15 protein-coding genes are annotated in these 13,729 nt (G+C 37.9%); all 15 read right to left on the bottom strand.

The window, feature by feature from the left end; all coding sequences use genetic code 11:
- Positions 1-122: 122 nt before the first annotated feature.
- On the bottom strand, positions 123-1,955 hold the full coding sequence (locus tag F606_RS0106655; RefSeq protein WP_019553102.1) for a sucrose-specific PTS transporter subunit IIBC: 1,833 nt from the start codon (positions 1,953-1,955) through the stop codon (positions 123-125).
- A 442-nt stretch (positions 1,956-2,397) separates the two neighbouring features.
- The gene (gene aroB / locus F606_RS0106650; protein WP_019553101.1) at positions 2,398-3,483 is read right to left on the bottom strand and encodes a 3-dehydroquinate synthase; all 1,086 of its coding nucleotides are present in this window, start codon (positions 3,481-3,483) and stop codon (positions 2,398-2,400) included.
- Complete coding sequence (locus F606_RS0106645; RefSeq protein WP_019553100.1) at positions 3,476-4,006, bottom strand: shikimate kinase; 531 nt, start codon at positions 4,004-4,006, stop codon at positions 3,476-3,478. The genes aroB and F606_RS0106645 overlap by 8 nt, the downstream gene beginning before the upstream one ends.
- Positions 4,007-4,017: 11 nt before the next feature.
- Positions 4,018-5,157: a chorismate synthase gene (gene aroC, locus F606_RS0106640; protein ID WP_019553099.1), complete on the bottom strand. Its 1,140-nt coding sequence runs from the start codon at positions 5,155-5,157 to the stop codon at positions 4,018-4,020.
- 161 nt (positions 5,158-5,318) lie between these two features.
- Positions 5,319-5,843: a type IV pilus inner membrane component PilO gene (locus F606_RS0106635; RefSeq protein WP_169558420.1), complete on the bottom strand. Its 525-nt coding sequence runs from the start codon at positions 5,841-5,843 to the stop codon at positions 5,319-5,321.
- 13 nt (positions 5,844-5,856) lie between these two features.
- Positions 5,857-7,083, bottom strand: a complete 1,227-nt coding sequence (locus tag F606_RS0106630; RefSeq protein WP_019553097.1) for a PilN domain-containing protein — start codon at positions 7,081-7,083, stop codon at positions 5,857-5,859.
- Between the two features lie 27 nt (positions 7,084-7,110).
- Positions 7,111-7,518 carry a hypothetical protein gene (locus F606_RS0106625; protein WP_019553096.1) on the bottom strand — a complete coding sequence of 136 codons (408 nt, stop codon included), beginning with the start codon at positions 7,516-7,518 and terminating at the stop codon, positions 7,111-7,113.
- A gap of 26 nt (positions 7,519-7,544) precedes the next feature.
- Complete coding sequence (locus F606_RS0106620) at positions 7,545-8,048, bottom strand: PilW family protein (protein WP_019553095.1); 504 nt, start codon at positions 8,046-8,048, stop codon at positions 7,545-7,547.
- On the bottom strand, positions 8,041-8,436 hold the full coding sequence (locus F606_RS0106615) for a hypothetical protein (RefSeq protein ID WP_019553094.1): 396 nt from the start codon (positions 8,434-8,436) through the stop codon (positions 8,041-8,043). The genes F606_RS0106620 and F606_RS0106615 overlap by 8 nt, the downstream gene beginning before the upstream one ends.
- Before the next feature lie 10 nt (positions 8,437-8,446).
- Positions 8,447-8,917: a pilus assembly FimT family protein gene (locus F606_RS0106610; protein ID WP_019553093.1), complete on the bottom strand. Its 471-nt coding sequence runs from the start codon at positions 8,915-8,917 to the stop codon at positions 8,447-8,449.
- Complete coding sequence (locus tag F606_RS0106605; RefSeq protein ID WP_019553092.1) at positions 8,910-9,656, bottom strand: prepilin peptidase; 747 nt, start codon at positions 9,654-9,656, stop codon at positions 8,910-8,912. The genes F606_RS0106610 and F606_RS0106605 overlap by 8 nt, the downstream gene beginning before the upstream one ends.
- Positions 9,657-9,708: 52 nt before the next feature.
- Entirely contained in the window at positions 9,709-10,110 is a 402-nt protein-coding gene (locus F606_RS0106600; protein ID WP_019553091.1) for a type II secretion system protein, read from the bottom strand.
- 24 nt (positions 10,111-10,134) lie between these two features.
- The gene (locus F606_RS0106595) at positions 10,135-11,343 is read right to left on the bottom strand and encodes a type II secretion system F family protein (RefSeq protein ID WP_019553090.1); all 1,209 of its coding nucleotides are present in this window, start codon (positions 11,341-11,343) and stop codon (positions 10,135-10,137) included.
- Positions 11,344-11,355: 12 nt separating this feature from the next.
- A complete protein-coding gene (locus tag F606_RS0106590; protein WP_019553089.1) occupies positions 11,356-12,426 on the bottom strand; it encodes a type IV pilus twitching motility protein PilT in 1,071 nt (356 codons plus the stop codon).
- Complete coding sequence (locus tag F606_RS0106585) at positions 12,413-13,693, bottom strand: GspE/PulE family protein (protein WP_019553088.1); 1,281 nt, start codon at positions 13,691-13,693, stop codon at positions 12,413-12,415. Before F606_RS0106585 ends, F606_RS0106590 begins: the two co-directional genes overlap by 14 nt.
- Positions 13,694-13,729: the final 36 nt, after the last annotated feature.

Genomic DNA, 13,729 nt, shown 5'->3' with positions numbered 1-13,729 from the left:
AAAAGGAAAGCCCTGCCACACAAAATTGTTCTGCATGCATTTAAAATGGAAGAATTAAGTTATTACTGGCTTCATCAAGCTTTTATATGGAACCGGTTTACTAAAAAATAAAGCAACACCATTCATTCACTCTGCTTAAACAGCATGAACGTAAGCGTAAATGCTACACCAAAACCGATTGCATTAACAAAAAGGTACTCGAGTAAATGATTCATGTATAAAAGTGTTCCCGGAATAACAGTAATGCCCATTCCAGTGCCGGCAAGATGCATGAGACTTGCAGCCATACCAGCAGCAGCGCCGCCTATTAATGCATAAATAAAAGGTTTGACAAAACGGAGATTAATCCCAAAGATAGCTGGTTCCGTAATACCAAGAAAGGCTGGAATGACAGATGAAATATATAAGGAACGTTTTTTAGGATTTTTTGTTTTCAAAGCGACTGCTAAAGCTGCCCCGCCTTGTGCCACAATCGCACCAGTAATAATTGCATTAAAAGCATCTTGTCCAGTCGTAGCCAAAAGTTCTATTTCGAGTGCATTGAATACATGATGTACACCAGTTACAACAATTACCTGATGTAAGCCGCCAACAACAAGACCGCCAAGGCCAAACGGTAAATCCAAGAATGCCTTAACTGCACTAAATATATTAGACTCAACGGAATGCATAATTGGACCAACAACAAGAATGCCAATAAGCATTGAAATGAATAATGTCATAAATGGAGTTATAATAAGATCAAGTACATCTGGCACAAAAGATTTAAACCATTTCTGCAATTTTGCCGCAAGAATTCCGAGTACCAGGGCGGGTAAAACAGACCCTTGATAACCTACAACCGGAACGGTAAGACCAAAAATACTCATTGAAATAACCTGTGCATCCCCACTTGCTACCGCATATGCATTCGGTAATTGTGGCGCAACCAGCATAAGACCAAGCACAATCCCAATAACAGGTGTACCACCAAATTTTTTCATTGTAGACCACGTAACGAGCGCCGGTAAAAAAGCAAAAGCCGTATCGGTAAGAATTTGTGACATTCGTAAAAAATTTTCACTGAACTGTATTCCTAAACTCTGCGCCATTCCACGCAATCCCATAAAAATACCAGTAGCTACAAGTACTGGTATGATTGGTACGAAAACATCGCCCAGTGTTCTTGAAATTTTTTGCAGCATTGTCATCTCTTGGTAAGCTGTTTCATTATTACTGCTGCCAGCTAAGCTTTCCGAATCACGGACAATAACCGCATAGACTTTATCAACAAAGCCTGTTCCTAAAATAATCTGGAACTGTGCTGCCGCAAAAAATTGTCCTTTTACCCCATCAATATTTTCAATAGACTTTTCATTGATCTGACTCTTATCTTTCAAAATAAGACGCAATCTGGTGGCACAATGTTCTACAGAACGAATATTTGACTTACCACCGATATATTTCAATATTTCGGCGGCAACGTATTCTTCCTTTGCCATGTTGTCTGGTATACTGTCCTTCACGTTAGTTTCCCCTCCTATTGATTTTATGATCGTATCACCTAATAGCAGTGTAATCATAGCATACTCCGATGAATTGGTTACAACGATGGCAGTTGTTGTATCATAACCTGCATTTTCAATCGCTGCCAGATCAAATTCAACCAGCATTTGTCCTTTGCTTATCTTGTCACCTTGTTTCACATGTGCTGTGAAATACTGACCCGCGAGTTTCACTGTATCAAAACCGATGTGAATTAGTATATCTATACCGGTCATCGATTTTAATCCAATCGCATGCATCGTTGGAAACAGGACTTCTACAACACCATCAAAAGGTGCATATACTTTACCATCAATTGGCTTTACAGCAGCACCTCTTCCCATAGCACCGTTCGAAAATCCGGCATCCTTTACCTGGGACAACTCAATCAGCTCACCGGCAAGTGGGCTTTCAATACAAATATCCTGCATAGTATAAATCCTCCTTTATGAAATCGGTTCCATATTTGATATGATATCAGTTCCATATATTTTTGTCAATTAAAAGTTAGAAAATTTAATTTATTCAACACTATAGATAATGCATTAAAGAAATGCCGCCTATCCGCTTGTCAGGAATGGGATATAAAATATTTATTCGCTTGTTAAAAGAAACACTATAAAATTTATGATTCGTTATAGATTCCAGTGTTCTAACACACAAAAAAGCAAGGCTACAGCAATAGCCCTGCTTTTTTGTGTGTTATATTTTTATGATACGGGTAGTTGTAAAGTGTTACCTTACAATTTTGATTATACTTGTAAAATCTTGGATTTTCCTTTGAAAATTAAAAATATTTTATAAAAAAGTATTTTTAGTTTAACTTAACTAAAAGCCAGTATAAACATATGTTCTATCGATTTATTGTCTGCCTTATAAGATGATTTCAACCATAACTTCTTTTACTAGAGCATCCGCAATATCGGTCATGGTCCTGACTTTTCCAATTGATTCCATCAACACCCATTTTACTTTACCATTAACTGCTTTTTTATCATGGAATATACTCTTAAATAAACCATCTACTGTACATTGTTGTGCTTTGATTGGTAAATGAAATTTTTGCAGCATGTTCTTTACCCGATCTACATCTGTTGATTGGATCAAACCTAATTTATAGCTGAGGCGTGCCGCCCCATACATACCAATAGCGACTGCTTCACCATGATTATATACTTCATAGTTTGTTTCACTCTCAATAGCATGTGCCAGTGTATGACCAAAGTTTAAAATAATCCGCAAACCGGATTCTTTCTCGTCTTGACTTACCACCTTTGCTTTTATCTCACAAGAACGATGGATAATATGAGATAGAACCGTTGGTTCCAAAGCAAGGATTTTTTTCGCGTGCTGGTCAAGATAAGAAAAAAAATCTTGATCATAAATAATACCATATTTTATAATTTCAGCTAAGCCAGTATAAATTTCACGATTTGGCAGCGTTTTCAGCATATCTAAGTCCATAAAGACTGCACTTGGCTGATAGAATGCACCAATTAAATTTTTGCCAAGCCGATGATTGACGGCAACCTTGCCGCCCACGCTAGAATCTACCTGTGCTAGTAAACTTGTCGGGACCTGAATGAAGGGCACACCCCGCATATATGTTGCCGCCACAAAACCCGCAAGATCACCAACAACACCACCGCCCAAAGCCACAATCGGTGATTTGCGATCAAGTCCAAGTTCAATTGCTTTCGTATAGATTCCATCAGCCACCGTCAGCGATTTTGAACTTTCACCTGGAACCACAAAAATGATTTCTGCTTGAAACCCTGCTTGTTTTAGTAAGTCTAATAAGGCATTGCCATACAACGGCCCAACATTATTATCCGAAATGACCAAAACTGTTTTAGAAAAATTCGCTTGCGAAACAAATGTTCTAATATTTTCTGTTAGTTTGGTACCAATAAGGATCTCATAACTTTCTGCGTTAAGATCAACCATTACCTTACACATGAGCACCAACCTCCTTCCGCAGAAATAGTAAAATCTGCTCCACCACTTGTAACGGCGATAAATTACTTGTATCAATACTAAGATTAGCTTTTTGATAAAGATCTTTTCTACTATCCAATAAATTTACAATCATTTCTCGGCGTTGCGTTACGTCTTCAAGTGCAAGTAAGGGACGTGATGATTTTCTACCGGTTCGATCTAGAATAACATCGATCTCCGCGGTTAAGGAAATAACAATGCCGCTTTCTTGTAAGATTTGCAAATTAGCAGGATTTAAAACGGCACCGCCACCAGTCGATATGACAACATTACGATACTTTGCAACTTTTTGAATCGTTTCAGCTTCTTTTTTGCGAAAATGTGCTTCTCCGTATTTTGCAAACATAGCTTTTATAGTTATTTTATGATCCACTTCAATTTTATGATCCGTATCGATAAAAGAGTAACCCAAGCGACTTGCCAGTAATCGCCCCGTACTCGTCTTCCCTGTTCCCATAAACCCAATCAAAATAATATTTTTCATCCGTACGTACCTTAAATCCGTTTTTGGTAATGTGCAATTGCTGCTTTTAAATCACCAATGGAATCCCCGCCAAATTTTTCTAAAAGTGCCTGCGCCACTACAATCGCGGTCATCGCTTCGCCAACGACCGATGCTGCGGATACTGCACAAACATCACTGCGTTCTTTGCAAGCTAGGACGGCTTCTTTCGACTTAATATCGATTGAACGCAGTGGTTTCATTAATGTTGGTATCGGCTTCATTACCGCTCGTACAACAATTGCTTCACCGTTGCTCATACCGCCTTCAATTCCACCCGCATGATTCGTTTTTCGATATACATGCTGCGATTCATCTAAAAATATTTCATCGTGAGCCAAACTTCCTGGTAGATTTGCATATTCAAATCCAGCACCAATTTCTACCCCCTTAATGGCTTGAATCGACATTAAGGCGCCGCTTAGTCTTGCATCCAAACGTCGATCCCATTGGATATGACTGCCTAATCCTGGCATAACCCCTAAAACGGCAATTTCAAAAATTCCCCCTAATGTATCACCATCGGTTTTTGCCTGTCTTATTTTCTCTTTCATTTTTTCTTCTATAGCATCATCATAACAATTTAAATCGGATGGATTGTTTCCCCACGTATCATATGCGGTGTTTGCCCCATCAATCTGAATTCCACCAATATTCGTAACTTGTGACACAATTTTCATTCCACATGCTTTTAAAAGTTGTTTTGCCAAACCACCAACAGCCACTCTGGCTGCGGTTTCTCGGGCGCTGGAACGTTCTAATATATCACGAATATCGTTGCGATCATACTTTTTGATACCAGTTAAATCCGCATGACCAGGACGTGCCGCTGTTACAACAGGTCCTTCTGGTTTACCTGAAACTGACATTCGCCCCGTCCAATTTTCCCAATCTTTATTGGCAATTTTAACTGTAACTGGATCTCCCATTGTTTCGCCAAAACGCACACCTGAAAGAATTTCCATTTTATCTGTCTCAATTAACATACGTCCGCCTCTGCCGTAGCCTTGTTGGCGGCGTGCCATATCTTTATTGATTTCATCAACATCAATTGTCAGTCCCGCTGGCATACCTTCTACAATTGCTGTTAAGCACTGTCCGTGAGACTCTCCAGCCGTCAAAAAACGAAACATAGTAACGCACCTCATCCATAAATTATTAAATATGTAAATCAACAGTTCAATTATACATATTTAATAGTTTATTCTATCAAGCAGTACAAATCAAGTGTATGGTAAAGAAAAAATTGTCTCATTGTAGTGGATTATACGATAAGTTCCTACTCCATCTCAATTTACAATGAATAAATACTAAGAACTAGTTTACAAACTAAAACACCATCTTGCGTCTGGATACTTAAATGGCTTCCTTTATTAAAGCGCCGTGCAGCCTCTATTTGTCGCAAAAAATGAAGTATCTGAAAATAATTACCCTGAAACTCAAGTAGAATGGGAATTTCTTGATAGTTATCTTTTGAAATCAGTTTATTCGGTTTTATCTGTAATAAAGTAACTTGGCTGGCGGCGGCCATTTTCTCAACTTCGCTTAAAAAGCTGCTTAATTCCATATTATTGGGTAACATTTGTGACAAAAAATCGTTTTTTTCCCGAAGTTCTTGCTCATAAGCAGGCATATCAGGATGTTCATTCATAAAATTCTCAATTGAAATTATACTTGTTTCTTTTTCTGTAACAGCTGCTGTCAAATCCAATAGTTCTTGCTGGCGAGGTACATAAACAAACGTGTACACCGTAACACTCAAAAAAATCACACCAAACAGAAAAGAAATCAGCTGATATATCAGTTTTTTAGACTTCATGATATCACCACATTTATTTAAATTTTGCTGTAATTTCAAATACTGTAATATCTTTGTTAAAAGCTTCATCGTGCATATTTTTTGAATTGATTAATGCCGCCTCAGAAAACAATGTATCTTTTTCAAATTTTTTTACAAAAGATGCCAAAGCTTGATAATCTAAACTTTTACCTTGCAGACTCAACTCATTTTTATCACTTAGATATACTTCCGTAAGCCATACATCATCAACAACTAAATTACCTAAATGGACCATCATAGCATACCAAGAAATTTTTTGATTCGATAAATTGATTAAAATAGAATTTTTATCATCAATTTCCTGTTTGGTTTCAGCCAATTTTACTCGGCGGCTGACACTCTCATCAAGTAATTGTAAGGCGGCATCATTTTTTGCCAGCTGCTGTTCCACATTATAGATTTTTACACAAGTATAAGCATACCAACTACTAAAACAACAGATCAGTAAAATTAAAACGCCAGCGAATAATCGATACAAGACAAATTCATCGGCACGCTGCGCAAACGGCAACAGATTAATTTGTTCTCGGTCAATGTTTTTATAAAATATCGTCTCTACGGCTGGCAAAATTTTATCAGGCTGCGATAGAATTGACTGGCTATCGAGCGCAGATGAAATAGCTATGGTTTGCTCTACCGCGGCATGAGATTGCCAAACGAAGCCCATTTCATTTGCTTCAATAAACTCACCCTGCAATGCATTTGCTTCTAAAATACCTAGCAGCGGCATTGAATTTACCTGAAAAACGGTCGCTGCCGTGTCTAACAAGACTTTGTCCATCGCCGCAATACGCACGGTGATCTTCAGTTCTTTTTTTTCAACAATTTTGAAATCATAATGATATTCACCTTCTAAAAATGGAATATATTTTTCTACATCCCATTTTATTGCTTCGCGTAAAGCCGCCCCTTCTAAAACAGGAAAATCTGCCAGACAAGAAAAAATGTTTTTTGCCGAAAAAGCAACCACAGCTGCACATTGAGCTAAGCCTTCAACGTCAATTGTTTTTTGCAGCAAAGCTTTATACAGCAGCGCCAATGAATCCTCTTCATATATTTTCGGAATTTCAATCTCTATACTTCGTAATAAAAGCGGAATTTTGCCTCTACAATCCAGTTTTACAATCTGTATTGTATGTTCGCCGATAACAATGCCCAAAACAACTTCATATGTTTTAACGAAAATTTTTTCCTGCCAAAATTTTATATTTTTATGCATTCCTCTGAAGCTCCCCATTAAACCATATTATTCACAACGTACAATCTCAAATTCATCATTTTTAAATTGTAAATAAACAACAATCTGAGCTTTTATCTTGCCCACATGTCCAATAGACATTACTAGCAATTGGTTATCCGCATTCGTCATATAAACTTCATAGGTGCCTTCTCTAAAAGCGTCTGTACGCGATTTCAATATCGAATCATTATCCAGTAACCCATTTTGGGCTCGGTAAAATAAGTCTGAATTATTTTTTAAAAAACACAGACCATCCTGCACTCCTGCTTCCGCTAAATTTTGAGCTTGCATGCCCGCCACAAAATCATTTGCCATGCGCTGTTCATTCTGACTAATAAGAAAGAGCCCTGTTCCTAAAAGTAAAAGAACAACCATAATACATAATCCCAGAATTGAGCCAAAACCTTTTTGCATCCTTTCACCTTACTTCTCTTAAACACTTATGATCCATCCACCATCTTAGCAACGGCTGTTTCTAGTGAAATTTTTTTATTCGTATTTTCATTTACCCCTTCGATTTCAATATTGATAATATGATGCTTGATTTTTTTGCAATTGAATTTTGTAATAGAAATAGCAGCAACTCTACTTTCTCCCGTCAACGGTTGATTATCTTTCATTAAACGATTGATCGTGGGTCCCGTATTTAATTCATAAAGAATCTGTTTTTCTTGCTCAAAATGACGTTCTGTCGTAATTTCCAGTTTATCCGCGCTTATTTCAACTATCTTTGCCGCTGCAATATCTCGCGTCATACTAAGTAGTGCAAATCGCATCTGTTGCTGTAATTCTAAATCACCTAGATAGCTACTATAAAATTTCATCAATAAAAGAAACGCCGTTCCAATTGTAAGCAATAAAAAGCATAGCAGAGGCATAGCCACTAACATCTCAACCAGTGACGCGCCCTTTTTATTATGTATGACCTGTCGCAGTTTATCCATGGCAGGAAACCAGTGTTGCCATGCTGACTTGTTTATTTATATGATTTTCTTCCCATGAAACCACCACAACTACTTTTTTCAATGCCTCATTATTTGGCACAGCCGCTACTGTAGTATTTACAACATAAGATACTCCATTTTTTTTGACAGGCACAGGATCATCAGTATCTTGCCAGGGAATTATGCCATTTTGATACGTTTGCAATACTGCTGTATCACCTTTAATATACGCTAATTGCTTTTGCGCTAAGAAACCAGCGGTAATTTGAATTGTTGTATGTTCCATTACTTTTCCACTAATGGTATATAAACTAAACAATGCCGCAATCGCAAAAGCAATAGCCGATAGTACCATTACCTCCACTAAAAAAAATCCATTTTCATGCATAAATATAACCTCACTTAAAGAAACTTCCTGGCTTTTCTATCCGAATCCGTCCTGCCACATCAATTATTACCGCCAGCCGTTCATGCCCTTCATATAAATAAATGGTCCGGGGCGGATTCATACGTCCATCAATTGTAAAACGTACATTCACATAATTAGTGGGAATTGTAATTGGTTTCGTAAAAGTATGTTGTTTTACGATATTTGGACCTTTAAAAATAACATAACCAGACTCTGGATTCTGATCCATCACTAGCTTTGGCATGGTGTCAAACTCAATTCGATTGAATTTTTCATTCCCATTCATTCGATAAATCGACTGTTCCTGCATCCAACGTAAATCAGAAACCAGATATCTTGCCTCATAATCCAAACTGATTTTGTCCATCATGGTAAGTTTTGGTAAAATTATGGCAGCCAGTATATTTACAATCAATAAGACACACAATAACTCAATATAGGACGTTCCCTGCTCATCCATAAGCAATTACCTGATAAACAGATAGAATAATGTTTCCATATAAATAAATGAAAAATGCAGCAAATGCTAAAAATGGTCCGAACGGCACAAAGTCTTTCCGTGTTTTTTTGCCTGTTGCTAAAAGTACAATTCCCGCCAGACCGCCTAAAACAAACGCGATCCATAAAATCAATAAAATATCCTGCCAGCCAAACCAAATACCTAGTGCTGCGGCAAATTTAACATCTCCGCCACCCATACCACCATGGCTCAAAATCATAAAAAGAAGCAAACAGCCACCGCCCGTCAAAAAGCCTAAGAGCATATTCAGATAAGAAGTCTGTCCTAAAAATATTTGAACAGCACCTCCACAAAAAGCAAAACTAAGCAAAACTTTATCAAAAATCAAATGCCAGTCATAATCGATAAAAGCGATACTAATCAAAAATCCTATTAGTAAGATTCCCGCAAAAAAAGCTGCACTTCCGTTTACATTTTTGTAAACAATCACGCTTGTAAGACTTGTTAACACTTCAATCACTGCATAGCGGCAGGAGATAGGCGCTTGACAATAATAACAGTGACCATGAAGGAAAATCCAACTAAAAAATGGCACTAAATCTATGCTACGAATTTGCCTGCCGCAACTTGTACAATAAGAACGAGGCCATATAATAGACTGATGACGTGGTATTCGATAAATACACGTATTCAAAAAGCTCCCTAAGCTCAAGCCAATCATACCAATCCAGATGTCCATAAAACTATCTCCTATCGCTTTATTTGATCCGTGCCAAGCACCTGTTTGTTTTTTAGGTATTGCCAAATTCGTTTGCCATTTTACCTTGGCACAAAGCATGGTCACCATCAGCATTTAACTCATAGGCCGTATTTTCAATTTTAACTTTTCCATCCGCACCACCATTCTTAACAAAACAGAACCCCTTAGGGGCTTTTAGTGTATCAGCTCCCGTAATAAAAGAATTTAAATCCGTATCAATATTACTGGGATATTTACCATTTTGTGCCTGATACATTACAATGGCTGTATCAATTGTCTGTAGGTCAGATTGTATTCGAGCTGTATTCGCTTGGGCAATTGCATCATTAAATTTAGGAATGGCGATCAGCGATAAAATGCTAATGATGGCAATTACGATCATTAATTCTAATAAAGTAAAACCATTTTGATTCTTTTTAATATATTTAAACATGCGAAGCGCTCCCCTTGCTTAATTTTATTGGTTGATATATGTAAGCGAATCAAACATTGGCCAGGCAATTGACAACACAATAATGCCTATGATAATTCCTAAAATAATAATCATCAGAGGTTCGAGTAAAGTTCCCATTCGTTCAGAAATACGATCCACGTCATTTTCATAATACTGGGCTGCTTTTTGCAAAATCTGATCCAATTCTCCTGTCGTTTCACCTACCACCAGCATTTGTAAAAACATAGGTTCAAACACAGTCTGATCTTGTAGAGATTTCGATAAAGAAACACCTTTTTGTAAGTCGCTTTTTGCAATTGAAAAAATTTTTGTTAAATACAAATTACCAATAATCTTTGTTACAATACCCACCGCCTTATCGATAGGAACACCACCTTTAAGAAGAGCTGCTAATGTTGAACTAAACCTCGCAATTGCCATTTTAGTAAAAAATTCACCTAGAAACGGTATTTTTAACAAAATTTGATCTAGACGCTCCCGACAGGACGGTCTTTGATAAACCAAATACCCTATTACGCCGACTAGACTAAAACATAAGATAAGTGTCCAACCATAATTCACCATAAAATAACTTCCTGCTAATAAAAGACGCGTTACGAGAGGAAGCTGTACGTTTGCATTATCAAATAGTGTCACAAAAAGCGGCATAATAAATACTAAAATAAAAACCAATACAATGGTAGACAATGACATAAGTAACAATGGATATAACATCGCTGATTTCAATTTTTCACTCATTTGATAATCTTTTTCCAAATAAACAGACAAACGATTCAGTACTATATCCAAAACTCCGCCACGCTCTCCCGCAGCAATCATATAAACCATAACCGATGGAAAAACCGATGCATACGAAGCTAATGCATTCGACAACGTTTGTCCTTCTTGCAACTGCATATAAATCACACGCAAAATATCTCTTAATGTCCCGGTCCCGGTCTGATTCATCAGAATTCCCAGACTATCAGCTAATGGAATACCAGCTGTCACCATAATGGCCAATTGTCGGCATAAAAGAACGATTTCTTTGTCTTTAACGCCATTTCCCATAGCAACTATGTTTTTAATTGTTGTAATTTTTTTGATTTTCGTAATGTAATAGCCATCTTCCCTAATTAAATGCACCGCCTCCTGCTTTGATTCGGCTCGAATTTCACCTACCATTACACTTCCTGCTATATTCCGTATTTCATACCCATAGCGATCCAGCAAAATCACCCCCGTTCAAAATGCATCACCTCGTTGACATGAAGCAGCCACCTCTTGCGTGATGATATCTTTTTCCAACAATTCTTGCAATGCCATAGCCATCGTATTCATCCCAAATTTTCTACCCGTTTGCAATTGTGAAAAAATCTGCTGTATTTTTCCCTCGCGAATCAAATTACGAATAGCTGCGGTAACAACCAGAATTTCCATGGCACATACCCTCCCCTTTCCATCTTTACGTAAAATAAGCTGCTGCGCAATAATTCCTTGCAAAGTCATTGCCATCTGCATACGGATCTGACCTTGTTGGTGAGCTGGAAACATACTAATAATACGATTGATTGCCTCGATGGTGTCAAATGTATGTAAAGTTCCTAAAACAAGATGTCCTGTTTCTGCGGCTGTAATCGCCGTGAGCATGGTCTCCGCATCGCGCAGTTCACCCACCATAATCACGTCGGGGTCTTCACGTAAAGCAGCTCGCAGTGCTTCATGAAAGGAAAAAAAATCCAGCCCGTATTCTCGCTGATTCACCAAACTTTTTTGATGCGGATAAATATATTCAATAGGATCTTCTAATGTAACGATATGGTAGGCTTGGGTTTGATTCAGCCAATCCACCATTGCGGCTAAAGTCGTCGATTTTCCTGATCCAGTGCTCCCTGTCAATAAAATAAGACCATGTTTTTTGAGCAACATATTCTGTAAAATACTTGTTTGATTCAGCATCGCCAAGCTGCGGATCGTCTTTTCGACAATGCGTATCGCCATTGCAATACAGCTTCGCTGTCGAAAAGCATGAACCCGGAAACGCCCCACTTGGGGAAACTCATAGATAAAATCCAATTCTGCTTTTTGGTCTAATTTTATTTGCTGGTCCGGATTTGTCATAAAACAAAAAATAGCGTCTAACTCTGTTTTTTCTAACGCTTGTTGTTTTTGGAAATATAAACGACCATTTTTACGAAAAGCGGGCGGTGCCCCCACTGTCAAATGAATATCCGATGCTTTTTGTTCAACACCTTCCTTTAATATAGTATAAACAAAATTTTCTGCTAATTTAAATGCTTTTTTACAAATTTCCATATGTAACTCTCACAACCTCTGCTAAGGATGTATCACCTGCTAATGCTTTTTGAATGCCATCTTGATAAATCGGCACCATATTTGCTTGAGAAACACTATGTTTTATGAGAGAAATCGATATTCCATTTTGAAAAGACGCGCGAACTGCATCATTCATCACCAAAACTTCCTGAATAGCCATACGACCTTTATAACCCGTTCCACCACAAGCCCCACACCCTCTGCCACGGTAAAGGACGGTCCCCGCTTGATAGAAATCTTCTAAATATTTACGTTCCGGAGAATTTTCTTTTACAATGTAGGCCTCTTTGCAAAGTGGGCAAATTTTACGAACTAAACGCTGGGCCAAAACACCTAAAAGAGAGGATGCAATTAAAAAAGGTTCAATTCCCATATCAAACAAACGGACAATCGCCCCAATCGCATTATTCGTATGCAGCGTACTAAAGACAAGATGTCCTGTCAAAGCAGCTCGCACAGCAATTTCAGCTGTTTCGTTATCACGAATTTCACCAACCATGATGATGTTCGGGTCTTGCCGCAAAATTGACCGCAGGCCAACCGAAAAGCTGAGACCCTTTTTAGGATTCACCTGAATCTGGCTAATTCCATCCAAACAATACTCCACTGGATCTTCTATGGTAATGATATTTTTACTAGGTGTATTGATTGCGTTTAAGGCTGCATATAAAGTTGTAGTTTTACCTGAGTTAACTGGACCGGTATTTAATATCATCCCATATGAACGGTGGCAAAGATCTGTAAAAAGCTTAAAATTTGCGGGTGAAAATCCCAATTCACTCGTCTGCAGCAAGGATGCCGATTTATCTAAAATACGAATTACCACTTTTTCACCATACATAACCGGCATTGTTGATATCCGCAAATCAATTTTTTTCTGCGCATATTCATAATGTATGCGACCATCTTGCGGCATACGTGTTTCTGTTGTATCTAAAGAGCTCATAATTTTGAGGCGCGAAACAAAAAACGCATGAACTGAGATCGGCAGTTCATGCGTTTCGCAAAGCTGTCCATCAATACGAAACCGTATGCGAACTATCTCAGCTGTTGGTTCAATATGAATATCACTCGCATTGACGTCAATTGCTTGTTGGATAATTTTATCAACAAGCATAATAACTGGCGCATCATTTGGAGCTTTTGGCTGAGGCGGCTTATAAAGACTTGTCTCCACCTCAATGCTATGCAGCATTTTATGTATGAGCATTTCCATTGTATAATGATTTTCCAGCATTGTTGGCATGGTATCACCCCATCTACTCAAAATAAAAATTTACAA

This window comes from Propionispira raffinosivorans DSM 20765, from assembly GCF_000381065.1.
Taxonomy (GTDB): Bacteria; Bacillota; Negativicutes; order Selenomonadales; family Selenomonadaceae; genus Propionispira; species Propionispira raffinosivorans.
Note: the sequence above shows the minus strand (reverse complement) of the source record. Positions and strands in the feature narration are given on the sequence as shown.

Coding starts and splice junctions, on each gene's coding strand:
- F606_RS0106655 (WP_019553102.1), bottom strand. CDS start 1,955: ATGCAGGATATTTGTATTGAAAGCCCACTTGCCGGTGAGCTGATTGAG.
- aroB (WP_019553101.1), bottom strand. CDS start 3,483: ATGTGTAAGGTAATGGTTGATCTTAACGCAGAAAGTTATGAGATCCTT.
- F606_RS0106645 (WP_019553100.1), bottom strand. CDS start 4,006: ATGAAAAATATTATTTTGATTGGGTTTATGGGAACAGGGAAGACGAGT.
- aroC (WP_019553099.1), bottom strand. CDS start 5,157: ATGTTTCGTTTTTTGACGGCTGGAGAGTCTCACGGACAGTGCTTAACA.
- F606_RS0106635 (WP_169558420.1), bottom strand. CDS start 5,843: ATGAAGTCTAAAAAACTGATATATCAGCTGATTTCTTTTCTGTTTGGT.
- F606_RS0106630 (WP_019553097.1), bottom strand. CDS start 7,083: ATGCATAAAAATATAAAATTTTGGCAGGAAAAAATTTTCGTTAAAACA.
- F606_RS0106625 (WP_019553096.1), bottom strand. CDS start 7,518: ATGCAAAAAGGTTTTGGCTCAATTCTGGGATTATGTATTATGGTTGTT.
- F606_RS0106620 (WP_019553095.1), bottom strand. CDS start 8,048: ATGGATAAACTGCGACAGGTCATACATAATAAAAAGGGCGCGTCACTG.
- F606_RS0106615 (WP_019553094.1), bottom strand. CDS start 8,436: ATGCATGAAAATGGATTTTTTTTAGTGGAGGTAATGGTACTATCGGCT.
- F606_RS0106610 (WP_019553093.1), bottom strand. CDS start 8,917: ATGGATGAGCAGGGAACGTCCTATATTGAGTTATTGTGTGTCTTATTG.
- F606_RS0106605 (WP_019553092.1), bottom strand. CDS start 9,656: ATGGACATCTGGATTGGTATGATTGGCTTGAGCTTAGGGAGCTTTTTG.
- F606_RS0106600 (WP_019553091.1), bottom strand. CDS start 10,110: ATGTTTAAATATATTAAAAAGAATCAAAATGGTTTTACTTTATTAGAA.
- F606_RS0106590 (WP_019553089.1), bottom strand. CDS start 12,426: ATGGAAATTTGTAAAAAAGCATTTAAATTAGCAGAAAATTTTGTTTAT.
- F606_RS0106585 (WP_019553088.1), bottom strand. CDS start 13,693: ATGCCAACAATGCTGGAAAATCATTATACAATGGAAATGCTCATACAT.